This is a genomic window from Chryseobacterium mulctrae (assembly GCF_006175945.1).
In the GTDB taxonomy this organism is placed as follows: domain Bacteria; phylum Bacteroidota; class Bacteroidia; order Flavobacteriales; family Weeksellaceae; genus Chryseobacterium; species Chryseobacterium mulctrae.
In genome coordinates, this window is the sequence record NZ_VAJL01000001.1 from 3,105,966 (window position 1) to 3,132,265 (window position 26,300).

Consider the following 26,300-nt stretch of genomic DNA (forward strand, 5'->3'; position numbering starts at 1 on the left):
ATGAAATCGGGGAAGAAGATTATCTATCATCTTTGAAAAAATAAACAAATCAATATGAAACATTTTGAAATATCCGTGCTTGATTTGGCTCCCGTAAAACAGGGGAAAACCATTCACGATACTTTTCAGGACAGTTTGTCTTTAGCAAATCACACTGAAAATTTAGACTATAAAAGATTCTGGCTTGCCGAGCATCACAATATGGAAAGTATTGCAAGTTCCGCAACTTCAGTTCTGATTGGTTTCATCGCCAACGGAACAAAAAAAATAAGAGTGGGTTCAGGAGGAATTATGCTTCCAAATCACAGTTCGCTCGTTATTGCCGAACAATTCGGAACTTTAGAATCACTTTTTCCGGGAAGAATCGATCTTGGTTTGGGGAGAGCTCCTGGAACAGATGGTTTAACGGCTCAAGCTTTGGGAAGAAATCCGGCAATCATCAATGAACAATTTCCGAGACAGATCTTAGAATTACAGAAATATTTTTCGAAAGAAAATTCAAGCGCTTTGGTTCGTGCAATTCCCGGTGAAGGTTTAGATATTCCGATGTATATTCTTGGTTCAAGCACAGACAGCGCTTGGTTGGCTGCAGAATTAGGACTTCCGTATGCTTTTGCGGGACATTTCGCTCCCGAACAAATGGATATGGCTTTTAAAATTTACAGAGAACATTTCGAGCCTTCAAAATATTTAGATAAACCTTTTATTTTGGCTTGTGTGAACGGAATTGCTGCGGAAACTTCTGAAGAAGCACATTTTCTTTCTACGACATTGTTTCAGGCGTTCATTAATATTATCAGAAACGACAGGAAACCTTTTCCGGCACCGATTGAAGATATGGATACGGTTTGGTCAGCGATGGAAAAATCGATGGTTTTACAGAAATTAAAATTTAGTTTTATTGGAAACCAAGATGAAATTGCTGAACAGATTAAAAACTTTCAGGAAAAATATCAGGTGGATGAACTGATGATCAATTCTCATATCTATGACCATCAAAAAAGACTGGAATCGTATGAGATTATAAAAAAAGCGACAGATTCTTTGTTTTAATTTTAAATCCCGCAGATTTCACAGATTGATACAGTTTTTTTTAAGTTTAAAATGAAAATCTAATATTTTGAAAACTTATGTGTTCTCAATATTTTCAAAGCTTTAGCTAAAAACTTATGTGATTAATGTGTCAAAATCTTCTGCAACTTTTATAGTTAAGCGAAAGCGGTTGCACAAACCGCTCATATTAATTGTTGATGCTTATTTTATTGAGTATCTTTGCGAAAATTTAAAGTAAAAATGTCAGATATTAAACTAAATACTATTCCAGAGGCGATTGAAGACCTTAAAAATGGTAAAATAATTATAGTGGTAGACGATGAAGACAGAGAAAATGAAGGTGATTTTCTTTGTGCTGCCGAATTGACAACACCTGCGTTAATTAATTTTATGGCAGTTCACGGAAGAGGGTTGATTTGTATGCCGCTTCCAGAAAAAAGATGTGATGAGTTAGGATTAGATGTAATGGTAAGCCGAAGCAGCGATCCTAAAGAAACTGCATTTACGGTTTCTGTTGACCTTTTGGGTGACGGTACTTCTACCGGAATTTCTGCCGGAGACCGAGCGAAAACTATTTTAGCTTTGATGGATGAAAAATCTAAACCAACAGATTTCATGCGTCCAGGTCACATTTTCCCGCTTCGTGCAAGAAAAGGTGGTGTTTTGAAAAGAGCAGGTCACACAGAAGCTGCAATTGATTTAACGAGCTTGGCTGGTTTAAAAGAAGGTGGTGTAATCTGTGAAATTATGAACGAAGACGGTTCTATGTCTCGTTTGCCGGATTTACATGTCTTTGCTCAGAAGCATGATATGAAAATTGTATCTATTGAAGATTTGATTCATTACCAGCTTAAAAAAGGAAACTTAATCGAAAGAATTGAGGAAAGAAAAGTGCAAACTGCTTATGGAGAATTTGATTTCTGTGCTTTCAGAGAAACTTCAAATGACCAGATTCACTTTGCTTTAACAAAAGGATCTTGGACCGTTGACGAGCCTGTTTTGGTAAGAGTTCAATCTTCTGATTCTTATTTTGATGTTTTAACCAGATTGAATAACGGTGAAAAACCATTGTTGGAAAAAGTAACATCAATGGTAAATGAAGCAGGAAAAGGAGCAATTATTTTCATCAATAATGTTTCAAATTCTGAAAATACACTAAGAAAATTGCAACAGTTTTTAAATTATCAGGATGGACAGCAAAAGCATCCTACTGCAGCATTTAACTACAGAGATTACGGAATCGGGACTCAGATTTTGAAGAATTTAGGAATTAATAAATTTAAAGTAATCACTCAAAATCCTAACGTAAAACCTCAGGTTGGAGGTTATGATGTTGAGGTGACAGAGATGGTTCAACTTTAAAATGTGAATGGTCAATGGTGAATTCACTTCGTAGTCAATTTTTTGATTGCGTTTTCAATTTACTTGCGAAGCAAAATTAACTATTCACAATTCACAATAAAAAAATGGCTTGATTTACTCAAGCCATTTTTATTTCGTCAAAATTTCTAAACCCGTTTAGAAAATCTTTGATATTCATTCTTTTCTTTCCTTCCAATTGTAATTCTAAAGGAAAATACATTCCGTCTTTTGTATAGATTCTAAAATCATTTTTTGAAATCTCTAAACTTCCAACAGGTTTTCCATGATCTGAAACTTCAAATTTTCCATTGTATATTTTTAATCCTTTTTCTTCCTCACCAATTTTTAAAGTGGTAAAAGCTGCTGGATAAGGTGACATTCCTAAAATAAACTGATGAACTTCTTTTGAACTTTTCTTCCAGTCGATTCTGGTGTCTTCTTTGAAAATTTTGTAAGCATTTTTTGGATGTTCAACTTCGGGTTGAGGTTTTTCAATGATTAAATTTTCTGCCAATCCATCCAAAGTTTTTACCACCAATTTTGAACCCATTTCCATTAGTCTGTCGTGAAGACTTCCTGCGTTTTCATTTTCCAAAACCGGAATTTCTTCCTGTAATAAAATATTTCCTTCATCAATTTTTTCATTAATAAAGAACGTAGTTGCGCCTGTTTTTTCTTCTCCATTAATTACAGCATAATTAATCGGAGCAGCACCTCTGTAATCAGGTAGCAACGAAGCATGAAGGTTGAAAGTTCCCATTCTAGGCATTTCAAACAAAACTTTAGGCATCATTCTGAAAGCAACAACAACAAAAACATCAGCATCTAGTTTTTTTAATTCCTCTAAAAACTCAGGGTTTCTCAATTTTTCAGGTTGAAAAACAGGAATGTTATTTTCTGCAGCAAAAACTTTTACAGGAGATTGATTGATCTTTTGTCCGCGTCCACTTGCTTTATCGGCAACGGTTACAACGCCTACAACTTCATGATGAGATTGGTGAATGGCCTCCAATGCAGTCTTTGCAAACTCTGGAGTGCCTAAAAAAACGACTTTCAATGATTTCATGGTGCAAAGATAATCTTTGTTGATTTAAATATTTAAAGATTGAATAATTTAAACATTTTAAAACTGAATGTTACTAACGGTGTCATGCTGAGCGAAGTCGAAGCATCTCTCATAAAGCAGATTTCCCCCTTGGTCGAAATCACAAAGATGCGTTTACACTAAACTATAGGTTCTAAAATTCAGCATTTTTACTTTTCCGGAATCTAATAGGAAAATAAGATTTTCTAAAATATTTTCTTTAGAATGAAACTGTAGCTGTATAGAAATTTCTTCAATGGTTGCGGGCTTTTTATTTAAAACTTTAATGATTTCCAAAGAAACATTTTTGCCAAAAATAGATTGTTTGTTTTTTTCACAAACGGTGCATTGTCCGCAGTTTTTAGTGTTTTTTTCGCCAAAATAGGAGAGAATCAATTTCATTTTGCAATATTGATTGTCTTCGATGAAAAATTTCATTTCTTCCCATTTCTGGATTTTATTTTTTTGAATGTGCTCAAAAAGATTCCAGTATAATCCGTTGATAGCTCTTTCGTCTCGTGGTTTCAGAAATTTTACACTCGCCAAAGCTCCATCAATATATTCCAAATAATTTTTCTGCTGTAATTCTTTCAGGCGCTCTTTAATTAGATGAAGACTCACGCCTATTTTATTGCTTACATTCTGCTCGCTAAACATTATTTTGTGTGTCGCAATTCCTGAAATAGAACGTAAAAGAAGTTCAATAAAATAAGCATCTTTCTGTGGAAGCTGATCAATTTCATCAGGCTTAATGAGAAGTTCGAGAGATGATAAGCTTTTGTTACTGTTGTGAAAAATAATTTCCTGAGTATGGAGGAAATTCAGAACATTTTTTATTTTTGCTGTTGAAAGTTTAGTAAAACTTTGAATTCCTGAAGTATTTAACTGAAAAACCTTTTCTGGAAGCTCAAATTCAGCCACCTGAAATTTAGAATAGAGATAAGAAATAATTTTTAAAAACTCTGCTTTATTGGGAATTTGATTTCTTAAAATCTGATCAAAATTTGAAATTTCCTGCTTATTCCAAAGCATAAATGCATAACTTTTTTTGCCATCTCTTCCGGCACGACCGATTTCCTGATAATAATTTTCAATCGACTGAGAAGGGGAGAAGTGAATGACGAAACGTACATTGTCTTTGTCGATCCCCATTCCAAAAGCATTGGTGGAAATTAATACATTTTGATCACTGCTGTTCCAGAAATTTTGTCTTTCGTTTTTTTCTTTTGTTGATAATCCTGCATGAAAATAATCCACATTCTGAATTTTATGTCGTTGAAGAAACTCGGTGAGTAATTCTGCATCTTTTCGGGTTCTCACATAGATAATTCCCGATTCTTTAGCGTATTTAAGGATGTTAAAAACCTTTTGATACTTGTCTGAAATTTCTTCAGAAAATAGTTTAATATTGTCTCTTTTAAAACTTTTTTGAAAAATTTTAGGACTCTTAAGTTCAAGCTTAGTTTTAATTTCATCTAAAACTTTAGGAGTTGCTGTTGCTGTTAATGCAAGACATGTAATTTCAGGATTGTTTTTCCTAAAATCTTTGATATTCTGATAACTTGGTCTGAAATCTTGGCCCCATTCTGAAATACAGTGCGCTTCATCCACCGCAATAAATGATAACTGAATTTCTTCAATTTGCTGAAGAAAAAGCTTGTTGGTAAGTCTTTCAGGTGAAACATATAATAGCTTTGTTAAACCGTCTTTGCATCTGTTGTAAATAACTTCAGCATCAAACTCATCCAATTCCGAACTTAGATATTCAGCTTCAATTCCTCTGAATTTTAATTGGTTAACCTGATCTTTCATCAACGCCAATAATGGAGAAATGACAAGACAAGTTCCTTCTTGTAATAAAGCGGGAAGCTGATAGCATAATGATTTTCCGGCACCGGTGGGAAGAAGAACTAAGGTGTCTTTTCTATTGAGAACAGAATCAATAACCGGCTCTTGAGAATCTCTGAATTGATCATAACCCCAAAAATGCTTAAGGGTTTTATTTTTAAGTTCATTAAAATCTTTAGCGGAAATCATAAGGTAAATGTAAGGAAAGTATTGAAACAAAAAAAGCCACGCAATGCATGGCTTTCATTTTATAATAAGAAGTTTTTATTATTTAGCTTCGAAATAAACTCTTCTGTTTGCTCTGTTTTTCCACTCAGGACATTTAGTAGCAGGATCACACTCTGGGTATTTAAGGTCTTTTTCACCTCTACCTACAGCGTTTAGTTTAGAAGAATCTACACCGTTTTTGATTAGATAATTTTTTACACTGTTTGCTCTTCTTTCAGACAATTTTTGGTTGTATTCGTCAGAAGCTCTGGTATCAGTTGCTCCAATTACAGTATAAGTACCGTTTGAAGAATTGATATAGTTTACAGCGTTGTTAAGAATTGGTGTATTGTTTGGTAAAATTCTGTCAGAATTTAAATCAAACTCAATTCCTTCCATGTTGGTCACTGTTTCATCGATTGGTCCTACCGGAGTAGTTGGCGTCAATGGACAACCTTGATTTTCTACAGGTCCCGGAACTGTTACACATTTATCGTGAAGATCGATTACTCCATCTAAATCTGCATCCAGAGCTACACCAGCACCGTCAACTCTTGCTCCTGCAGGAGTATCAAGCTGTCTGTCCCAATCGTCGCAAACTCCATCATTATCAGCATCTCCTTTTTTACAAACTTCAATATCCTGGTTTTTATTAGCCAAAACATCTAATTTGTAATAAATCTCCTGCAATGGATCGTGCCACATTAGGTGAGATTCGTGTTTCCCTAATTTTAAAGATAGACCAATGGTAGCGTTGAAGAAGTTATCAGAAACCTGTTCTTCTCTTTGATTAATAGCGCTGTATTGAGCTCCACCACCGTCAAATTCATCATCACCTGTGTAAACATACATTAGTCTTCCTTCAAGATCTAATCTTCTGTTTACTTTAAATTTAAGACCGGCTCCTGCTTGTCCAAAGAATGAACCAAATTTAAATGGTTTAATCTCTGTCATTAATCTTTGTCCGTTTGCGTCTTTTTGATATGCTCTATAGGCAATTGTACCGATACCTGCATAACCATGTAATGCCCATCTGTAAGTAGATTTGTTATCAACTCTTCTTAAAAGATTTGAAAAGTTAATATCACCTAATAAAGAGATTGCGTCATATTGCGTTCTTGCACCAACTTTATTTAAATTAGCAGAAGGGGCAGGATCTTTTGTATTAAACCAACCTTGTCTGGTTTCTCCTCTGTCGTATTGTAAGTTAATTCCGAAAGCATGGGTAATTGCTTTGTCAACACTTACATAAGCAGAATAACCAAAAAGATTTTTACCGTTACCGTTTTTAATAGACGTTAAATCTCCTGATTGCAGCAAGGGTACACCTGCACCAAATGACACTGCCCAATCATTAAATCTTTTGGACTTTTGAGTGAAAGGTGAAATATTGGCAGAACCAGATGAAAATGTATTTGGATACTCGTCGGTAGAAACTACGGCTATTGAATCTTGTGCATAGCTCACTGTAGGAACAGCTAATGCTAAGGCGACAATTGCTAAACTTAATTTCATAGTATGTATTTTTATTTATTTAGTTAATTAAATGAATTTTTATTGAATGTTTAGTTCACAGGACAACCATTATTGTCAGGAGATCCTGGAACGGTAACACATTTGTCGTATAAATCGATGACCCCATCAAGATCCATATCCAATGCTACACCAGCACCGTCAACTCTTGCTCCTGCAGGAGTATTCAGCTCTCTGTCCCAGTCATCACAAACGCCATCGTTATCATTGTCTCCTTTTTCACATACAACTAATTCGTTGGCTGTATTTTCAAGTACATTAGTTCTGTAATAAACTTCCTGTAAAGGATCATGCCAAGCTAAATGAGACATATGTTTTCCTAATTTAAATGATACACCTAAATTAACCGTTAACATATTATCTGATCTTTTATCATTAATCATATTATATTTAGAGTTACCACTTGTAGGATTATAATCTGCTGGACCTGCCCATCCTCCGCCATCGAATTCATCATCACCACTGATAATGTACATTGCTCTAGCTTCGATATCGATAAGTCTTGAAACTTTGTATTTCAAACCTGCGCCAAATTGGTAATAAAATGAATTGATATCAAGCTTTTGGTCTATAAATAAGGGTACTCGTTTAGGCGAATTACTCCATCTAAATTCATCATTATCATGTAAAGATGTGTTGAAATTCATTAAGCCGATTCCTCCATAACCATGGAAAGCCCATCTGTATGGAGAATGGTTGTCAACTCTTCTCAAAAGGTTTGAAAAGTTAACATCTCCTAATAAAGCGATTTGATTGTATTTTGTTTTTGCAACTCCTACACCGGCTAGTTGTCCACGTGTGCCTTCCTGCATTCCTTTTTGGTTTGTTTCACCTCTTTGGTAGGCAATGCTTATTCCAAATGTGTGAGAGATTTGTTTGTCGATACTTACATAGCTGTTATACCCCCAATTAACCTTTTTGTCATAAAAAGATGTAAGGTCTGAGTTCATCATGAATGCTGCACCTCCACCCACAGAAATAGACCAATCGTTGAATCTTCTTGCTTTATTGTCAAATTTTTGAACATTTGCGGAACCAGAAGAAAACGTATTGGGGTACTCATTTGTAGAGTTTATGGAAATACTGTCTTGAGCATAAGCAGCAATAGGCAAAACCGCCAATAATAATAAACCTAATTTCATACAATATGTTTTATGTGTTTGTTTTTTTTAAATAAATTCTTTTAATAATATCCTAGAAAATTCCCTTTCAAAAAGATGCTTGTTATGAGGGATTTCTAACCTTTCTGATACAAATTTTAACTCATCATACTTCACAATGTCAATGTCGATTATTCTGTCTGTGTAAACTTTCGAAACTGAAGAATCAGTAAGGCGACCCATTTCAATTTCTATTTTTTTCACGTAATCAAGCAGTTGAATAGGTGATAGGTGAGTAGATATTATTGTTGCAATATTACAAAAAATATTACAACTGGCAAATTCTACGGGTTCTGATGTCAAATATTCACTTTTTTTTAATATAGAACAAGCTTCACTTATTTTGGTTAAAGCGAGGTCAATATTATTTTTTTGATTGCCAATGTTACTTCCGAGTAACAAAACCACCTTATGTTGCGACATATAGAAAAATGATTGTTTATGAAGAGTTTCTTTAAAAATGTATTAGCAAATATAGTGGCTATTGTTATATTATGCTTCGTGTTTTTCTTCTTTTTTATTATCATGATTGCTGTCAGTTCAATGAGTGGAGAGAAATCGGTGGATGTGAAAAAGAATTCTGTTTTAACTATTAATCTGAAGACTTCTATTATTGATAGTCCTACAGAAGAGCAGCAAAGTATTTTTAATATTAAAGATAAAAATCAGAATATTTTGATTTATGATGCTGTGAAAGCTATTCATAAAGCGAAAGATGATGATAATATTAAAGGTATCAGTATTGAAACCGATCATATTAGCGCAGGAACTACTCAGATTGATGATTTGAGAAATGCTATTGAAGATTTCAAGAAAAGCGGGAAATTTGTTTACGCTTACGGAAATGCGGTTTCGCAGGCTTCCTATTATTTAGGTTCTGTTGCTGATCAGTATTATTTAAATCCATCAGGTGGAATTGAGCTTAAAGGTTTGGCTACAGAAGTAACTTTCTTTAAAGATTTTGCTGAAAAATATGGAATCGGGATTGAAGTAATCCGTCACGGCAAGTTTAAATCTGCTGTAGAACCTTTCTTAAGAAATGATATTTCGCCGGAAAATCAGGAGCAGTTGAGTACCTTATTAAATGATATTTGGGGAAATACTTCATCTAAAATGGCAGCCTCAAGAAAAATGAAAGCTGAAGAGTTCAAAACTGTTGTAGACAGCTTATATGGAATGATTCCGGATTTAACGGTAAAATATAAATTGGCTGATAAACTTATTCAGAAAACTGAGTACGATCAGTTAATCAAAACAAAACTGAGTATTGCTGAAAAAGATAAACTAAACAAAGTTTCGCTACAAAAATATATCGATTCTTTTAAAGATAAAGATAGCTCAGGAGAAAAAGTAGCAGTTTTATACGCGTCAGGTTCTATCAATAGCGGTGATGAATACAATGAAATTTATTCTGAAAAGTACATCAAGTATATTAAAGAACTTCAGGAAGACAAAAAAGTAAAAGCGGTAGTTTTAAGAATTAATTCTCCGGGAGGAAGTGCAAATGCTTCAGACGAAATTTTATTTGAACTTCAACAATTGAAGAAAACAAAACCTTTGGTTGTTTCTTTTGGTGACTATGCTGCTTCAGGTGGATATTATATTGCAATGGGAGCGGATAAAATTTATTCTGAACCCAATACTTTAACAGGGTCTATCGGAGTTTTCGGGGTGTTACCTTACTTTAAAGATATTGCCAATAAAAACGGAGTGCGTTCTGATATTGTTGCTACCAATGCCAACTCGGCTTATTATTCTTCATTGCACGGTCTTACGCCTTATGGATTGAATTTAATGACGAGAAGTGTTGAAGGAACTTATAAAAGATTTGTACATTTTGTGACTCAAAACAGAAAGCAGACTTTTGAGCAGATTGATAACATCGGAGGCGGAAGAGTTTGGAGTGGAGTTCGTGCAAAACAAATCGGTTTGGTAGACGAATTGGGAACTTTAAATGATGCAGTAAAATTTGCTGCACAAAAAGCAAACCTAAAATCTTACAACGTTGCTTCTTATCCTAAAAAGATGACTGCATTTGAGCAGATTTTTGAAGATCTGAATGAAGACGATATCTCTGCAAGAGTCATTAAGAATAAAATTGGTAAAGCAAACTATGAGATTTTAGAACAGCTTACCAGCGAGAAACTAAAATCTGAGGTAAAAATGGAAATGCCTTACAGAATCAAAATTGACTAAATTATATTGTTCATAAAAATCCCGATTTGAAATTTCAAATCGGGATTTTGTTTTTTTTAAAGAATTTATTTATTTCCTAGTTGCCATTCCGTAAAGCCATAGTACAAGGATTGCACCACCAATGGCAAGGAACCAGCTTCTGAAATTCCAGAAAGAATCTACATCGCCCCAGTGAAGAATATATACTCCAATCAAGCCGCCGACGAATGCACCAACGATACCTAAGATAATCGTTATCAGCCAACCGCCGCCTTGTTTTCCAGGCATAATCACTTTAGCAAGTGCTCCTGCCAATAGACCAAAGATAATCCATGTTATAAATCCCATAATTTTAATTTTTTAATGTTAATAATTTGTTTGATTTGTTTTCAAAAAGAATTTATCTCTTCTTGAAGAACGAATCTACAAACTCTGTACCATTAAAAAGTTGAAGATCTTGCATTTTTTCTCCAACGCCAATATATTTTACCGGAATCTGAAACTGATCTGAAATACCAATTACCACACCGCCTTTTGCAGTTCCGTCTAATTTTGTTACTGCTAAAGCATTCACTTCAGTAGCTGCTGTAAACTGTTTAGCCTGTTCAAAAGCATTCTGACCTGTAGAACCATCAAGAACCAATAAAATCTCGTGTGGAGCATCAGGAATAACCTTTTGCATTACTCTCTTGATCTTAGAAAGTTCATTCATCAAATTAATTTTATTGTGAAGTCTTCCTGCTGTGTCAATAATAACAACATCGGCATCCTGAGCAACGGCACTTTGTACAGTGTCAAAAGCAACAGAAGCAGGATCAGAACCCATTTCCTGTTTTACAATAGGAACGCCAACTCTTTCACTCCAAATGACAAGTTGATCAACTGCAGCAGCTCTAAAAGTATCAGCAGCTCCTAAAACTACTTTTTTACCTTCAGATTTAAACTGATGCGCCAGTTTTCCAATAGTGGTGGTTTTTCCAACACCGTTTACACCGACAACCATAATAACGTATGGTTTTTTACTTGTGTCAATGTTTCCGCTTCCTGAGTGTGGATTTTCTAAAAGAAGTCCGGAGATTTCTTCGCGTAAAATTTGGTCTAGTTCATTTACGCCGACATACTTGTCTCTGGCAACACGTTCTTCAATTCTCTCAATGATTTTGATGGTTGTAGAAGCACCAACGTCCGAAGCAATCAGTATTTCTTCCAGATTATCCAGAACTTCGTCATCTACTTTGCTTTTGCCGACTACGGCTTTAGTCATTTTTTCAAAGAAACCCTGATTCGATTTTTCCAAACCTTTATCTAAAGTTTCTTTTTCTTCTTTTTTGAAAATATTTTTAAACCAACTCATTGTATGAATTTCGGAATTTAGTTATTGTCAGATGCAGGATTATGGAAGCTGGATGTTTACAAAATAATGTATAATTTTATAAACATTTAGCTTCAGACATCCTACACCCAGCGTATTAAAAGCAAAGATAACAAAAAAACTACCCAAAATATGAGTAGTTTTTGTATTGTAAATAAAGTTCTGGATTATTTTTTCAAAAAACCGTCAACTTCGTCTGCATTCATTACTTTTTCTTCGAAAACGTAAGCTCCTGATTTAGAAGACTTCACCATTTTCACGACTTTAGTCATTTTTTTAGACTGTCCGCTTTGTAGGGTTGCTACTACTTTCTTTGCCATGGTAAATTATATTTATAAATTACTTGATTTCTTTGTGAAGGGTAGATCTCTTAAGAACAGGATTGTATTTTTTCAATTCCAATCTTTCTGTAGTGTTCTTTTTATTTTTTGTAGAAATGTATCTAGACATTCCTGGCATACCGCTTTCTTTGTGCTCTGTACATTCAAGTATTACTTGAACTCTATTTCCTTTTTTTGCCATGATTTTAGTTCTTTTTAATCAATCCTTCTCTGATGCCTCTTTCGATAGCCTCTTCGATTCCAATCTTGTTAATGATTCTCAATCCATGAGCTGAAACTTTAAGCGTAACGTGCTTGTCTTGCTCTGGAAGGTAAAATTTCTTTTCCAATAAGTTAATTTCAAAACGACGCTTCGTTTTGTTATTAGCGTGGGAAACGTTGTTACCAACCATTGCACGCTTTCCTGTTATCTGGCAAATTCTTGACATATCTCGATGTTCTTATTTGTATAATATTTGAGGTTGCAAAATAACGAAGATTTTTTTAGATAGACAAGTCTTTGTATAAATTTTATAATAAATATTTATCATTTTTAATGAGTTACCCATTCATTTGCATTCTTTAAAGTCTCTCGAATGTGGGCATGTGATAAATATCAGTCTCAATTTGAACGCTGAAATAATATTTGATATTATCTTTGTTTTTAATTAATCTAAATAAAAATAAAATGAAAAAGATGTATGTTTTTGCTTTTTTTATTCCTATGATGTTTCAGGCTCAAACTTTTTCTGAAGTTTCCAGCAACATAAAAAATTTCTTTTACGGATCCAGTGATATCGGTGATTTTAATAATGACGGAAAGCCGGATGTTGTATACAATGGAGCTATAGATATTGACGCAGACGGAGGTGCAGATGTTACCTTTAATGAAGCTTATATTAATAATAATGGCGTTTTTTCTGCATATGGAGATTTAGGAACTGATGTTACGCATTTAGGAGATATTAAATTTATAGATTATAATAATGACGGATTATTAGATATTGTTTCTACCGGTTTAAGTTATCAGGATGTTGTTAATTACAAACACTATCGTTTTCTGAATAATGGAACTGGTTTTTCAAAAGTAGAAGATACTCCCGGAAAAGTGTATGGCTCTATTGAAGTTTTTGATTTTAATCATGATGGAAAACAGGATTATGCAATCAACGGACCTCAATATGTACACGGAACCGGTTTTGTGTATGATTTAAGTTTTTACAAAAACGCAGGTAATGGTTTTCAACTAACTCAATCGTGGCTTCCCGGAACTCAGAATGGAAGTTTTAAAGTATTAGATCTGAATAATGATCAATTGTTGGATGTAGTTATTTTCGGTTATGATAAAGATACAAATCCTGTTTTTAAAGTATATCTAAATTCGAATGGTACACTTCAGGAATCTCAAACTTTGCTGCCTTTAGCGAGCGGGAAATTAGCGTATGCAGACTTTAATGCAGATGGTTTTTTAGATTTGGTAGCGATTGGTCAGGATGGAAATTATGACGAATATCTTGGTGTTTTTATGAATGACGGAACGGGGCAGTTTACAACACATGCAATTTCCGGAGAAGGGCTTTCTGCTTCAAGTGTTGATGTTGGAGATCTTAATAATGATGGATATTACGATTTTGTGGTGATTGGTGATGATAAAAATAATGATGGAGCGGTGAATGTTTTCCTTTACAATCCGGCTTCCCAATCTTTTACAAAAGCGAGCAATACCTCTTTGTATAATCTAGGCGGAACAGGAAATATAAGGCTTTTTGATTATGACGAAAACGATCATTTGGATGTTTTAATGACTGGTTTCGACTGGGCAGATCCCGACTTAAATTCATTCACCAAACTTTATAAAAATACATCTACGGCAGCAAATCTAAAGCCGACTGCTCCCACCAATTTACATTTAAACAAAAATGGAAATACATTTAATTTTACATGGAGCGGCGCAACGGATGATAAAACTCCGGTCAATGCTTTACAATATGAAATTAAAGTCGGAACAAGTCCGGGAGCGCAAGATGTGGCAAAGTATATTGTAACAACACCTTCATGGTTTTTAACGCTTGACCCTTCTGTTCAACAGGTATATTGGAGCGTAAAATCAATTGATGCGTCAAAAGTTTATTCTAATCCATCGGTAGAAAATACGTTGGGTGTCAATGATTTTTCAGCGAAAACGAAGCTGTCAATCTATCCAAATCCGGCTTCTGAAAAAGTATACATTAAAGGGGAAAAAGCAACTGCTGTTGAAATGTATGCAATAGATGGGAAAAAACTAAATGTACAGCTTAATAGCGATCAGTCGGTAACCGTTTCTGATCTTCCAAAAGGAATGTATATTCTGAAAATTAAAATTAACAACAACTGGGTGACCCAAAAACTAATGATCAAGTAAATAGTAGTTTGAATTTGATTTTTTAAACTTAAATTAAACAGAGAAAACCAGCCAATTGGCTGGTTTTTATTTATAGGAAACTTTCCAATATTTAAAAGTTTACTTTTTGTTTTCTTTTTTCATTTTATTCTGAAACCTTTTAATCAGAAAATAAAACAGCAAAAATCCTAAAGCAAAAATAGAAACTCGAGAAAGAAGATCTCCGGTTCTTACATAAAATGTTTCGCCCTCATAAAGGTTTACTTTAGCAAATAAAGTAGTCTGATCACCGTAAAAAGTGTCTCCTAAGATCTCTCCTTTTGCATTGATATGCGCAGAAATCCCGCTGTTTGCAGCTCGTACAATTTCTCTTCTGGTTTCAATAGCTCTCATTCTTGCATAAGAAAGGAGCTGTTTGTGACCTTCTGTTACGCCCCACCAAGAATCATTGGTCATAATTCCGAGGAAGTTGGCGCCTTTTTTTACGTAATCAGTTACAAATTCACCATAAATACTTTCATAACAAATAATCGGCGCAATCTTTCCTTTATTATAAGGATTTGAAAATGCAACACGCTCTTTATCTGTTCCCAATGAAGCAACCGTTCCTCCCAAATTAATCATCGCATTACCTAAAAGAGGTTTTAAAACACTCATGTAAGGGAAAATTTCAACACCCGGAACAAGCTTTCCTTTGTGGTAAACTTCAACTTTTTGATTCGGAATAATCTGTACTGCAGAATTATAACTTTCTACCCAAACTCGGTCATTAATTTGATAAGCATTTGTTGGAACAGTATTTTTATCTAAGAAATATTTGTGAGAAGAAATTCCCGTTGTAAAAACAGAACCGGGATGTTTCGCAAGAAAACCTTTTACATTATTTAAAAGGTCACTTTTTTCAAAAGCGGTCTCAGAAATAGAACCTCTTCCGGGAAGTGCTGTTTCGGGTGCGATATAATAATCAATCTTTCCTTTGGTGTTGTTTTCGGCTAAAGCTAAAAGATCATTCTGAATCGTGATGCTGTCTTTAGAATATTTTTCACCATAAGGATCAAGATCTGGTTGCAACATTAAAACACTGACTTCACCAATTGGCTTTTCATTAAAACTATTGAATTTTATTAATGAAATAATCATCGGAAGACCGATTAAAAGTACCGTTCCAGAAACATTAATAATTAAATCTTTTCTTTTCCTTCCGGCTTCCCAAATTCTGATGGTGTAAAATATAAGTAAATTGACCAATAAGATCCAGAAGCTTCCACCGGTTGATCCCAAAGTATCATACCATTGGATCAGCTTCGGGTAATCTGAAAAAGCATTTCCAAGATTCAACCAAGGCCAAGTAAATTCCCAATTCATATGGAATTTTTCAAAACTCATCCAGATTGCTACTAAAAAAGCCATTCCCCAATAGGTTCCTTGTGCGTTTTTATACCAATGATAGCATTGAAAAACCAATGAATATAAAAAAGAATTAACTAAAACAGGAAATACCACAGCAAGTAAAGAATGGCTTCCATCCGGATTTTTTGCACCATACAACCAACCTGTTGTAACAATATTCCAAATTACAAAACACAGATAGGAAAGACCGAAAACAACCCAGCTTTTTCTACTGTAATTTGAAAATTTAGAAACACCATGTTCCATCATCAAAAGCGGAACGAGGGCAAAGAATATAAAAAACGGAACTCCGTAAGTCGGCCAAGAAACCGATAGCAACATCGCTGAAATGAGCGTAAGTAAGACGTATTTCATTAAATTAGTTTAACACACCAAATTTAATGCTTTTGAAATGAATAACTTTGCAAATGATGTTAAAGAAATTTTATAAATTCATCATTTTACCATACACCATTTTTCTGCTCTATCTGATGTTTTTCGGGATGGGAAGATTGCAGTATGAAGATAATATTGTGAGAATTAAACCGATTGTTTCAACAATTTGGTTTATTCAGGAAACAATAAGCTGGCTTGATATTATTAGAATTGTCTTGGGAAATGTGATAATGTTTATTCCTTTTGGTTTCTTAGGCTGGATTTTTCCACAGTTGAAAAATTTAAAAAGTCTCATCATCACTTTTGTTTCTGCCATTGTGATTGTAGAAGCGTTGCAGTATTTTTCAAGATTGGGAGTCTTTGATGTGGATGATGTTTTGCTGAATACTTTTGGCGTTTTTCTGGGTTGGCAAATTAAAAGAGTGTTGGAACCTAGATTCAGTAAATTTATAGTTGAATAATTCAACGTCAAGTTTTGTCATTCCGCAGGAATCCAAGTGAGATTTTTAGAATTGTTTATTTTAAAAATTCTCGCAGATTATACAGATTTCGCAGATTTAAAATATTGAATAAAATTTGCTTAATCAGCAAAATCTGCGAGAGATATTATCTCAAATTTATCCATTCAATTCCTTCGCACGTTTTTCAGCATTTAAAATTCCCTGCTGTAGAATTTCTTTAAAATTATTTTCTTCAAAAGTTTTCAGTGCGGCTTCCGTTGTACCGCCTTTTGATGCAACATCTTTTATCAAATCTTCCAAATTTTTATCTGAATTATTGATCAAATGATAAGCGCCCAACATCGTTTGTTTTACAAAAAGTTTAGACAAATTTTCATCAATTCCCATTTCTGTTCCGGCTTTGATCATCGCATCGACAATGTAATAAAAATACGCTGGTCCGCTTCCTGAAAGAGCGGTAACTCCGTCTAATAAATCTTCGTTTTCCAAATAAACAGATCTTCCGGTACTATTCAGAAGTCTTTCGATATTCATCAACTGATTAAAGGAAATTCCTTCCGCAGAAGTGTAACCTGTGATTCCCATTCCTAAAAGAGTAGGAGAGTTGGGCATTGCTCTTACAACAGATTTGTGATGTAAAGACTTTTGGATTTTTTCAATTTTAATCCCAGCCATAATTGACAAAATCATCTGGTTTTCGTTTAGTGAAAACTGAAAACTTTCTGCTACTTTTTGGAAATCCTGTGGTTTTACGCCAATGATAATAAGATCTGCATCCAAATTTTTCACCTCTTCAAATACAGAAATTTCTGATTTGGGAAACTCTTCTTTTATTTTCGATATTTTAGACTGGCTTCTTGTAATCAGGTGAAGGTTTTCAGGTTTAATGAGTTCGTATTTCAAAAATGATTTTGAAAAAGATAAACCCATATTTCCGGCTCCGATGATGGCGATTTTCATATTTGTGTTTTTTATTTATTCAATTAAATATTTTCTAAACGTTAGAGAATAACGGTCATTAAAAGTAATAAAATGAATATTTTTAAATAGAATTTTATCAGATTTTTTTTCAATTTTTCCGGTAGCATCATAGTTTTTAATCACCACAGATTTTTCATTTATTTCTAAAATTTCACCGATAGAAAATATGTTTTTCTTTTTTGTGGAACTTTCGACGATGCAGTGAAAATTTTGCTTTTTTAAAGATTTAAATAAGGATTCAAAACTCTTTAACGAAGTATTGCTGATGATTTTTTGATTGAAATTGATCAGACCTTCTTCTGAAAATATTTTCTCAGAAGTTTTTTCGAATTTTTTGTGACGGGTGCCTGAAATTTTATTGAAAGGGATAATTTTAATCCCATCTAAAGTAAAATTATGAGATTCCTGGACCATTAAAAATTTTTCAGATACATTCAGAATAAAACCTGAAGTAAACTCTTCCGGACATTCTTCGGAAAAGAAAACTTTTACATAATGGGTTTTATTGAGGTGATCCTGAATCGTTTTTTTTAATTCTTTGTCAGAATGCATTTTATCTGCCATAGCTATTTTAGAATATTTGAACTAAAATAAGCTATTCTATTAAAACGAACGAAGAATTGGTTTTAAAAAGAAATTAATATTATTCCACAGGAAACTCAGGTCTTCTCATTTTGTATTTTGTTCCTGAAAGAGATTCAAGAAAAGAAACCAAAGCTTTTACTTCTTCTTTATTTAAATTTAGTTTTTGCAACAAAGGGTCTGTTGAAGGATGAAGCGGATCTGCCAACTTTTTCTCTGCATTGGGGTCGAGCTGATGCATTCCGCTGTTGTACATATTAACAACGCCTTCAAGGCTGTCGAAAAGTCCATTATGCATCCAAGGCTGAGTAAGAGTTAGATCTCTTAGTTGTGGAGTTTTGAATTTTCCGGCATCTTCTGCTTTTTTGGTGATATTGTACAAACCTAGATCTTCATATTTTCTTTTGTAATAAGCCAACCCGATATTGTGAAAAGATTCATCAGTTAAATATTTTCCACTGTGACAGTTCATACAACGAGCTTTAGTACGGAAAATATGCATTCCGTAAATCTCTTCGTCTGTTAGCGAGCTGTATTTTCCTTCAAGAAATTTATCAAAACGGCTTGGTTGGCTTTTTATGGTTTTCTGAAAATCGGCAATGGCTTTTACGATCTTATCGTACGTTACTTTTTCGGTTCCGTAAGCATTTTTGAAAAGCGAATTGTATCCTTTTATATTTTGGATTTTTGCGGGAAGTGTTTTTACATCCATTGCCATTTCGTGATGAGCCCCAAGTGGTCCGGAAGCCTGTTCTTCGAGAGTTTTTGCTCTTCCGTCCCAGAAAAAAGAAGTTCTTTCGGCGATGTTGTAAAGAGAAATGGTATTTCTGTTTCCTAAAAGGTGGTCGTTTCCAAGGGCAACACGTCTTCTGTCTTGCCATCCCATTTCGGGGTCGTGACAAGTACTGCAAGAAATTTGGTTGGATCTTGATAATTTAGGATCGAAAAAAAGCATTTTTCCTAAAATAACATTCGGTTTATCTTGTTCTGTGAAATAAGCAGAATCTGTTTTGATGGCTGCAAATTCCTGCCATTTTACACCGTGGTCAATATTGGGTTTTGGCCATTCTGTAACGGCTTTTTTGTAGCTTTTTACGATGTCCTCAATAGATGGCTCCTGAATGTTTGATAACTCATTTCCGACTTTTGAAGTGAAACTCCAAAGAATAAATAAAATCAATCCTAAACTCCAATAAATTCCTCTTTTCATTTTAAATTAAATATTCTTTTTTTGATAAATTTCTTAATGCAAAGTCAGCAATTTATTTCAAATTATAATTTTCAAAAGCTTTAGAAAGTAATTCCTAAACTTGCGCCGACAAAATTATTGTTTTTTTTCTGAATTTTCTGTGATTGATATTCTGTACTTACAAAGAATGCCGGAAGCTTCTCCAATTTGATATCGTATCTTAAAGATGCTCCAAAAGTGCTGATGTCGCTTGCCTGAAATTGGTAATCCTGAAGAATCCAATCATTGATGGCAGTGTTTCCAACTGATGTAATTGCAGAAATTGATTTATTTACAACTCGTTTTGTAAAATAGGGACTAAAACTCAATACTTGGTTTTTGTTTAATTTTTTCTGAAAATCTGCATTGATTCCAAAATAATTGTAGACAAATTTTTGTCCTGAAATAGGATATAATCTTCTTTCTTTAATTTCCTGCTGACTGAAAAATGGCGTTGCATTCAATGTGAAATCATCTTTTGAGAATTGATACATCAGTTTGAACAAAGAAGCATAAGTTTCATTATGATAAGCTTTTCTTTGGAAAATCCGCTCTGTACGCTGAGTATTGATAGAATAACCAAACTCAGTTGCAGTCTTTACAGAAGCAGAGTAATTGGCAAAAATCCCGAATCTGTGATGGTTGTTTAGATTGAAAAATTTTGCACCTTCGAAAATAAACTGCTCGTTCTGTAAAGCTGAAGCTTTAAAAAATTGATTATTTATTTGGATGTTTTTGGTGTTTTTAGAATTTCCAGCAATAGCTTGAATATAAAAATCTTTTCCTGTTTTATTAGTGATCTGAGCTCCGACTTGGTAACCTAATTCTTCAAATGCAATAGCATTTTTTCCTCCGTTAAAAAAGTTGTTAGAGTACCCTAATCCTACCATTTGGTAGAGGTAAGGATTTCCTAAAAGACTAACGAATGAAATGCTGCTGTTTTGGGTATATTTATTAAATTTTGCAAAAACGCCGACTTCATATTCTCTGAAAATATTGTAATTTAAACCTAGATTTACATAAAGATCTGAGGTTGTATTGTTAATTCTCGGGTCTCTTGAGCGGTAACCCAATTGTGCGGTATAGTTAGCTTCAAGTCCTAAAGTAAAACGGTTGAATTTCTCAGAATAACCTCCTGCAAAAGAATATCTTTCGAGTTTTAAATCTCCGCCTACAGAATCTGCCAAAACATAAGGTGAAACACGGTCAAAATCCAGATTTTCGTTCCATTTAATTTTTAATTGTTTCTGACTTTCGTAGCTTGCCTTTCCCCAAACCGCTCTTTTATCATTAAGCTTTTGAAAAGAGTTGACGTAAATTTTCAAACCTTTATCTCCAGAACTAAGCTGTTCTCTGTAAATATCTTTTTTTTCTGAATGATAACCAATTCCGAATTCTGAGAAAGAAGTAGAACTATAATCCGACATGGAAGCCGGATTATAATAAAACTGAGATTTTAAATTTCTTTCCGCGCTGTATTGATTGCGATATTTATTAAAAAAATCAAGACTGTCCTGAGCTTTCAACAAAGAAAAACAAATGACAAATAGTGCTGCGAAAGAAGTTTTAATATTGAACATATGTTTTAAATAAATTTTAAACCGAGATTAATGTACAATCCCGTTTTTTAAGCTCGGTTGAGAATCTTTTACAAAATCTAAAGATGAGTTGTTGGTATCTTTGTAAACATTTTTGCCTTCAGAAGTTTTTCCGATCACCTTACGTCTTACAGATTTTCCGTAACGTGTTGCATCATTGTCCATAGAACCTACTGAAGTCCAACCTGCATCGATACTTGCTGATGTAAGTGTCTGAACAAAATTGGTAGGGATGCTGTTATTTACTCCGTCAATAATCCAAGAGTTTGGAATTTTATATCTGCTCATTGCTTTTACTACTCCTGCACTGTTTACAAAGGTATAATCGTATTTTTGATTCTGAAGAAAAGTGTCTCGGTTTTCGCCGTCTGGGAAACGAGCAATTACATATGTTTCAAAACCTCTGTTGTGAAGGAAAAACATGTTATAATTCATTTCTGTATAAGCTACATCTGCATTTGGAACACTTGGATTATCTACCTGTCCTAAACTAGGATTTGTAGATGGAAATTCCCAGTCTGCATTCTGTAGATTATATGCTGTTGAAGTGTTTTGAGAATGATTTATTGCATTGTCAGCTACAACAATAAAGTCACCTGGCTGAACCCATTTTTTTTCAGTACTTTTTAGGATCATTATTGCCTTTACCGGAAAATAATCATTAATGTTATATGGTGTTGGATTATCGTTTGATGTTGTGTAGAAGTTAGATTGCCCAATAATTAAATTTGCAGCATCTAAAACTTTGTCGGTATTATTGGTGATTTTAAAATATCTGCTTGAATTGTAGTTTTTATTATCCGGTGTTCTTACTCCTGTGAAGAATACTTCTTCGATGATAAAATCGTTACCAAATCTTTTAGCTAAAAGCGGAATGGTAATATTGGTAGCATTTACTTTAATATCTGTAACTGCAGTTACACCTACATTAATCTGTTCCGAATCTGTTTTTACAACAATTCCGTTTACAGTAATATTGTACGATCCGAAAGGCAATTCAAGAGAATGTGCATTGGTATTTTGAATGGTAAATTCTGTTACAGCTCCAGTGTTGATTTCTTTAATTGAAATATCTAAAGTTTTGTAAGTTGCAATTTCTTCGCCTGTGAAATTCATTGTTAAAACTCCTGTCTGAGAAACAGATTTTCCGAAATCATCATCGCTTGAGCAAGATGTTACCGTAAACCCGGTTACCATTGCTGCTGCTAAGCTTAGTATTAATACTCTTTTCTTCATGTCAATTTATATTAAATTATTATATTAAAAATTATAAGTAAGTTCCATCCCAAAATAAGGACGGTTGGCTGCTTTTCTTTCAATTTTGAGATTGTTGAAATAGTAAGGTGCACTGTAATTAAAAATCCTTGTCACAAACATGGATGTTTTTATGTTCTTATAAATACTCTTAGTGATTTTTAAGTTCCCTGCAATTGTAAATGTATAATCTCTAGGCATGTTGTCGGTTACCGAAACATTTCGTACCAACCATTGTTTATAAGTGTCGGTTTTATCTGCCTCGGTGAAAGGATGTACAATTCCGTCGATTCCGTAATAAGAGATAGGTGCAGCAATTCTTTGATCTTTTCTTTGATAATCAAATACACTTCCTTGGAATGACGCAGAGATTGTTAAATCCATTTTAGGAATGTAGGTGTCGATAAAAAGGTTGTAATTCATGTTAGAATTAACATAACCGTCATCATTCTGGTAAATTCCATAATATGGGAATCCGTCTGAGCCTATTGATGCAGAAGGTTTTTCAACGACAGGAACAGAGTTTCTTAATTGTGTTTTAAAATAAGCTCCGCTTAAAGTAAATCTTGTATTGATTGCTTTAAAACGTGGGGATGTATATCCGAATTCAATACCATTTTTAATAATTGCACTTCCATTTTCAGTAAGCAAGTATTCGGCATTGGTTTTTCGGTCAACGTAAGGAGTATTTGCTAAATTTGGTCCGTTATTCCATTGTGATAGATCTACTTGCGATGCATCGTATTGTTTGTAGGTGTGAAGAACAGTGTGTCTCATCGGGCGGAAACCATTGGTCATATCTTCTTTGAAATAAGTAAAGAAAAAGTTGTGGTTTTTATAATAAAGATCGAGCCTTATTTCTTTTTTGATACTTTTTGCTGCCTCCAAGTTTTTATTTTCAACATTCTGAACATACGTCATGAAATTTACATATCGGTATTGTGCATCATTGTGATAATAGTTCAGCTGAGTGTAATCCCAGAATTCTCTGTTCGGATACAGCATCAAAAGAGTAGGCTGCTTGTAAAACTGTCCGTATCCAAGAGTTATATCTGTCTTTAATGGAACATTATTGATCATTAAATGTGGAAGGTTGTATTGTAGATTTAATCTTGGTTCCACAAAAACTTTTTTGCTGATAGCATAAGAATTGTCAATTCCTATTTGTTTTGAGAATCTTAATCCTGTGTATAAGGTAAATTTATGCTGATCAACTGCGTAGCTCATCTGATCTCCTAAAAATGCAGCCATCAAATTAGAAGCAGGGATATCATTGAAAGCTCTAGGTCTTGAGTTGATAAATGATGCAGCATAAGGAGAGTTCATATCGTAAACTAAACCTCGTCCGTTGTTTTTAGAATATCTCCAGTCTAAACCGGCTTCATACTGATGATTAATTCCAAAAGTATTTCTTGTTCCTGTAGTTTGAAGAAGCGCTGTAACGTCAAGTGGTTTTCCTTCTGTACTGAATTCGCTGATATAACGAAGAGCGGGGAAAACACCTACGTTTTCTCCCTGTTCTGTGGCTAAAGAAAAAGATCTCGGTCCAGATAATTGTATCAGTTTTGTCTGATCTATTTTTTCAAATCCTTGTCTGATTGCAGTATTTAAAATAATTTTATCAAAAAATGAGGCCTTATTTAAACTGTACACAAAATTGTTGGTAAAGCTTATTCTTGTTCTGGCTTGTTTGTATTTATCTATCTCAGGAGCTCCATTATCCGGGTCATTTTTTTTGGAATCGATATTGCTTGAAAAATCGATATTTGAACGCCATTCTAAAGGATTAGACCAAAGATTTCCTTTCTTTTTTGAACGGATTGATGCGGTCATTCTCTGGTAATTTTCAAAATCATCTGTCGGATTTGCTTTAGAATCTAAAAAATCTGCACTGGCACTGATTTGCCAATTCTCATTAATTTTAAAACCTTTTCCTACATAATATTGCTTGCTGAAACCGTCTGCTTTAAATCTTGCCTGCAAAGGAGATTCACCAATTTTTCTTTCGATTTTTATCACTCCGGATGTTAAATCTCCATAAGATGCAGAAGGAATTCCTCGAATAATTTCTACTTTTTCAATGTCGTTCGTAGAAATTGTTCTCATATCTACCCCGGTTGTGGCAGTTTCTCTAGCTTCAGGTGAATATCCAAATTGTCTGTTGTCTAGCGAAACCTGCATATCTGCATTAGAATTAACGACATTCCCGTCAATCATAAATTGTACTCCAAGTGACGAAGTATCATATTTTCCGGGCTCGTTACTCAGGCCCCCTCTGTTTTCACGAAGCAATGGTCGGTTATTTACACTTAATGATGGCGTTTTTGCCAATCCACCCGGTAAAAGCTCCATCAGATCTGTAAAACTTGAGGGTTGCAAATGTTCCATTGCTTTTCTGTCGATAATGGTTTTAGTCGTTAAACCTTTCCCTTCTTTAGAGAAAATAACAATTTCTTCAAGTTTATCTACGGGTTGAAGCTGGAAATTAAGTGTTTTTGAACTGTTTAAAGTAACATCAAACTCTTTTTCCTGATAATTAGAGTGAATGATTTTTAGATGATGTTTGCCTTCACTTAAAACTAATGTTGCAACTCCATTTTCATCCGTAACTGCAGAGTTTTGAGAACTTTTTACAGTAACGCCTTTCAGTTTTTGCTGATTTTCCCCCGAAATACTAATGCTTAATTGTAATTTCTCGTTTTGAGCCAATAAAAGTTGAGAACCGAAGAAAAAAAGTATTGTAAATGTTAAAAGCCTGATCATCATTATTTTAGTTTATGGAAAGCAAAATCGACCGCAAAAGTAGGAATTAAATTTGCGGATATGAAATTTATTTAGAACAAATTAAAATAACTGACAAAAGTCAGATGGATAATATGAAAGAATGGTAATTTAAAGAATGTTCACTTCTCGCTCCAATTCAATCCCGAATTTTTCTTTAACGGAATCAATAATTAAACCTGAGAAATCAAAAATTTCTTTCCCGGAAGCATTTCCTGTAGCGTTAATAATCACTAAAGATTGTAATTGATGAGAAGCTACATTTCCGATTTGTTTTCCTTTCCAGCCACATTGTTCGATTAGCCAGCCTGCAGGAACTTTAACGAAATTTCCGTTTGGATAACCCTGAATGTTATCGAATTTTAATTTTAAATCTTCAAACTGAGCTAAAGGAATAGTGGGATTTTTAAAAAAACTTCCTGCATTACCAATTTTTTTCGGATCGGGAAGTTTACTTTGTCTGATGTTAATAACGGCTTTTGAAACATCCTGAATTGTTGGATTTATTATTCCTAAATTTTCCAGTTCAGATTGTATAGCGCCGTATTCGGTTTTAATGGTGTGGTTTTGAGTGGTTAATTTAAAACTCACTTCCAAAATCACATATTTATTTTTTCCTTCCTGTTTGAAAATAGAATCTCTGTACCCGAATCTGCATTTTTCCAGATCAAAATTTTCAAGTTGTAATGTCTGTAAATTCAAAACTTTACAGCTTACAAAATGATCTTTTATTTCAGTTCCGTAAGCTCCGATATTTTGCATCGGTGAGGTTCCTACATTTCCAGGAATTAAAGAAAGATTTTCAAGTCCGCCATAATTCTTATTCAGGCAAAATATGACGAATTTATGCCAGTTTTCTCCTGCTCTTGCTGTTACTAAAACTTCGTTTTCATTTAAAAATTCTTCAGAAATTCCCTTTAAATTTAATTGTATCGCTAAACCGTCAAAATCTTTTGTAAAAAGAATATTGCTTCCGCCACCCAAGAATAGGAGTGGGAGAGGTTGAGTGTGGGAGTGTTTTAGAGTTTCAATTAATTCTTCTACAGTATTTATTTCAACAAAATATTTTGCTTTTGCTTCTACTCCAAAAGTATTGAAAGGTTTTAGTGAAAAATTTTCCTGCATTGGATTTAGTA

23 protein-coding genes are annotated in these 26,300 nt (G+C 34.0%); 5 read left to right on the forward strand and 18 right to left on the reverse strand.

Annotation, left to right across the window (positions count from 1 at the left end; all coding sequences use genetic code 11):
- The first annotated feature begins 54 nt into the window (after positions 1-54).
- Positions 55-1,053: an LLM class flavin-dependent oxidoreductase gene (locus FDY99_RS14300; protein ID WP_139422394.1), complete on the forward strand. Its 999-nt coding sequence runs from the start codon at positions 55-57 to the stop codon at positions 1,051-1,053.
- 240 nt (positions 1,054-1,293) lie between these two features.
- The gene (gene ribB / locus FDY99_RS14305; RefSeq protein WP_079464371.1) at positions 1,294-2,415 is read left to right on the forward strand and encodes a 3,4-dihydroxy-2-butanone-4-phosphate synthase; all 1,122 of its coding nucleotides are present in this window, start codon (positions 1,294-1,296) and stop codon (positions 2,413-2,415) included.
- A 118-nt stretch (positions 2,416-2,533) separates the two neighbouring features.
- On the opposite strand, the gene fmt is transcribed toward ribB, so the two are convergent.
- The 5 genes from fmt to folK form a co-directional block, all read right to left on the reverse strand.
- Entirely contained in the window at positions 2,534-3,481 is a 948-nt protein-coding gene (gene fmt, locus FDY99_RS14310; RefSeq protein WP_139422396.1) for a methionyl-tRNA formyltransferase, read from the reverse strand.
- A 153-nt stretch (positions 3,482-3,634) separates the two neighbouring features.
- Positions 3,635-5,536, reverse strand: a complete 1,902-nt coding sequence (locus FDY99_RS14315) for a RecQ family ATP-dependent DNA helicase (RefSeq protein ID WP_139422398.1) — start codon at positions 5,534-5,536, stop codon at positions 3,635-3,637.
- A 78-nt stretch (positions 5,537-5,614) separates the two neighbouring features.
- The gene (locus FDY99_RS14320) at positions 5,615-7,069 is read right to left on the reverse strand and encodes an OmpA family protein (RefSeq protein WP_139422400.1); all 1,455 of its coding nucleotides are present in this window, start codon (positions 7,067-7,069) and stop codon (positions 5,615-5,617) included.
- A 50-nt stretch (positions 7,070-7,119) separates the two neighbouring features.
- On the reverse strand, positions 7,120-8,229 hold the full coding sequence (locus FDY99_RS14325) for an OmpA family protein (protein WP_139422402.1): 1,110 nt from the start codon (positions 8,227-8,229) through the stop codon (positions 7,120-7,122).
- A 27-nt stretch (positions 8,230-8,256) separates the two neighbouring features.
- Positions 8,257-8,670 carry a 2-amino-4-hydroxy-6-hydroxymethyldihydropteridine diphosphokinase gene (gene folK / locus FDY99_RS14330; RefSeq protein WP_139422404.1) on the reverse strand — a complete coding sequence of 138 codons (414 nt, stop codon included), beginning with the start codon at positions 8,668-8,670 and terminating at the stop codon, positions 8,257-8,259.
- An 18-nt stretch (positions 8,671-8,688) separates the two neighbouring features.
- On the opposite strand from folK, the gene sppA reads away from it, so the two are divergent.
- Positions 8,689-10,443, forward strand: coding sequence for a signal peptide peptidase SppA (gene sppA, locus FDY99_RS14335; RefSeq protein WP_139422407.1), 1,755 nt, complete (start codon positions 8,689-8,691; stop codon positions 10,441-10,443).
- A gap of 69 nt (positions 10,444-10,512) precedes the next feature.
- Here the strand turns inward: sppA and FDY99_RS14340 are convergent, their stop codons facing one another.
- The 5 genes from FDY99_RS14340 to rpmB form a co-directional block, all read right to left on the reverse strand.
- Positions 10,513-10,737 carry a GlsB/YeaQ/YmgE family stress response membrane protein gene (locus tag FDY99_RS14340; RefSeq protein ID WP_394344543.1) on the reverse strand — a complete coding sequence of 75 codons (225 nt, stop codon included), beginning with the start codon at positions 10,735-10,737 and terminating at the stop codon, positions 10,513-10,515.
- 85 nt (positions 10,738-10,822) lie between these two features.
- Positions 10,823-11,776 carry a signal recognition particle-docking protein FtsY gene (ftsY, locus tag FDY99_RS14345; RefSeq protein WP_102980093.1) on the reverse strand — a complete coding sequence of 318 codons (954 nt, stop codon included), beginning with the start codon at positions 11,774-11,776 and terminating at the stop codon, positions 10,823-10,825.
- 185 nt (positions 11,777-11,961) lie between these two features.
- A complete protein-coding gene (locus FDY99_RS14350) occupies positions 11,962-12,114 on the reverse strand; it encodes a DUF4295 domain-containing protein (protein WP_065399141.1) in 153 nt (50 codons plus the stop codon).
- Positions 12,115-12,133: 19 nt separating this feature from the next.
- Complete coding sequence (gene rpmG, locus FDY99_RS14355; protein WP_027373683.1) at positions 12,134-12,316, reverse strand: 50S ribosomal protein L33; 183 nt, start codon at positions 12,314-12,316, stop codon at positions 12,134-12,136.
- Between the two features lie 4 nt (positions 12,317-12,320).
- Positions 12,321-12,563, reverse strand: a complete 243-nt coding sequence (gene rpmB, locus FDY99_RS14360) for a 50S ribosomal protein L28 (RefSeq protein ID WP_034760742.1) — start codon at positions 12,561-12,563, stop codon at positions 12,321-12,323.
- Positions 12,564-12,802: 239 nt separating this feature from the next.
- On the opposite strand from rpmB, the gene FDY99_RS14365 reads away from it, so the two are divergent.
- A complete protein-coding gene (locus tag FDY99_RS14365; RefSeq protein ID WP_139422408.1) occupies positions 12,803-14,515 on the forward strand; it encodes a T9SS type A sorting domain-containing protein in 1,713 nt (570 codons plus the stop codon).
- Between the two features lie 99 nt (positions 14,516-14,614).
- On the opposite strand, the gene lnt is transcribed toward FDY99_RS14365, so the two are convergent.
- Positions 14,615-16,258 carry an apolipoprotein N-acyltransferase gene (lnt, locus tag FDY99_RS14370; RefSeq protein WP_139422410.1) on the reverse strand — a complete coding sequence of 548 codons (1,644 nt, stop codon included), beginning with the start codon at positions 16,256-16,258 and terminating at the stop codon, positions 14,615-14,617.
- A 56-nt stretch (positions 16,259-16,314) separates the two neighbouring features.
- Here lnt and FDY99_RS14375 point away from each other — a divergent pair, with 56 nt between their 5' ends.
- Positions 16,315-16,740 carry a VanZ family protein gene (locus FDY99_RS14375; RefSeq protein ID WP_139423826.1) on the forward strand — a complete coding sequence of 142 codons (426 nt, stop codon included), beginning with the start codon at positions 16,315-16,317 and terminating at the stop codon, positions 16,738-16,740.
- 156 nt (positions 16,741-16,896) lie between these two features.
- Here FDY99_RS14375 and proC read toward each other — a convergent pair whose 3' ends face one another.
- The 7 genes from proC to murB form a co-directional block, all read right to left on the reverse strand.
- The gene (gene proC, locus FDY99_RS14380) at positions 16,897-17,700 is read right to left on the reverse strand and encodes a pyrroline-5-carboxylate reductase (protein ID WP_139422412.1); all 804 of its coding nucleotides are present in this window, start codon (positions 17,698-17,700) and stop codon (positions 16,897-16,899) included.
- 15 nt (positions 17,701-17,715) lie between these two features.
- The gene (locus tag FDY99_RS14385; protein ID WP_139422414.1) at positions 17,716-18,285 is read right to left on the reverse strand and encodes a hypothetical protein; all 570 of its coding nucleotides are present in this window, start codon (positions 18,283-18,285) and stop codon (positions 17,716-17,718) included.
- 79 nt (positions 18,286-18,364) lie between these two features.
- Positions 18,365-19,513, reverse strand: coding sequence for a cytochrome-c peroxidase (locus tag FDY99_RS14390; protein ID WP_139422416.1), 1,149 nt, complete (start codon positions 19,511-19,513; stop codon positions 18,365-18,367).
- Positions 19,514-19,593: 80 nt separating this feature from the next.
- A complete protein-coding gene (locus FDY99_RS14395) occupies positions 19,594-21,111 on the reverse strand; it encodes a DUF6850 family outer membrane beta-barrel protein (protein WP_139422418.1) in 1,518 nt (505 codons plus the stop codon).
- Positions 21,112-21,138: 27 nt separating this feature from the next.
- Entirely contained in the window at positions 21,139-22,365 is a 1,227-nt protein-coding gene (locus FDY99_RS14400) for a DUF4876 domain-containing protein (RefSeq protein ID WP_139422420.1), read from the reverse strand.
- Positions 22,366-22,389: 24 nt separating this feature from the next.
- Positions 22,390-25,149 carry a TonB-dependent receptor gene (locus FDY99_RS14405; protein WP_139422423.1) on the reverse strand — a complete coding sequence of 920 codons (2,760 nt, stop codon included), beginning with the start codon at positions 25,147-25,149 and terminating at the stop codon, positions 22,390-22,392.
- A gap of 126 nt (positions 25,150-25,275) precedes the next feature.
- Complete coding sequence (gene murB / locus FDY99_RS14410) at positions 25,276-26,289, reverse strand: UDP-N-acetylmuramate dehydrogenase (protein ID WP_139422425.1); 1,014 nt, start codon at positions 26,287-26,289, stop codon at positions 25,276-25,278.
- Positions 26,290-26,300 lie beyond the last annotated feature (11 nt).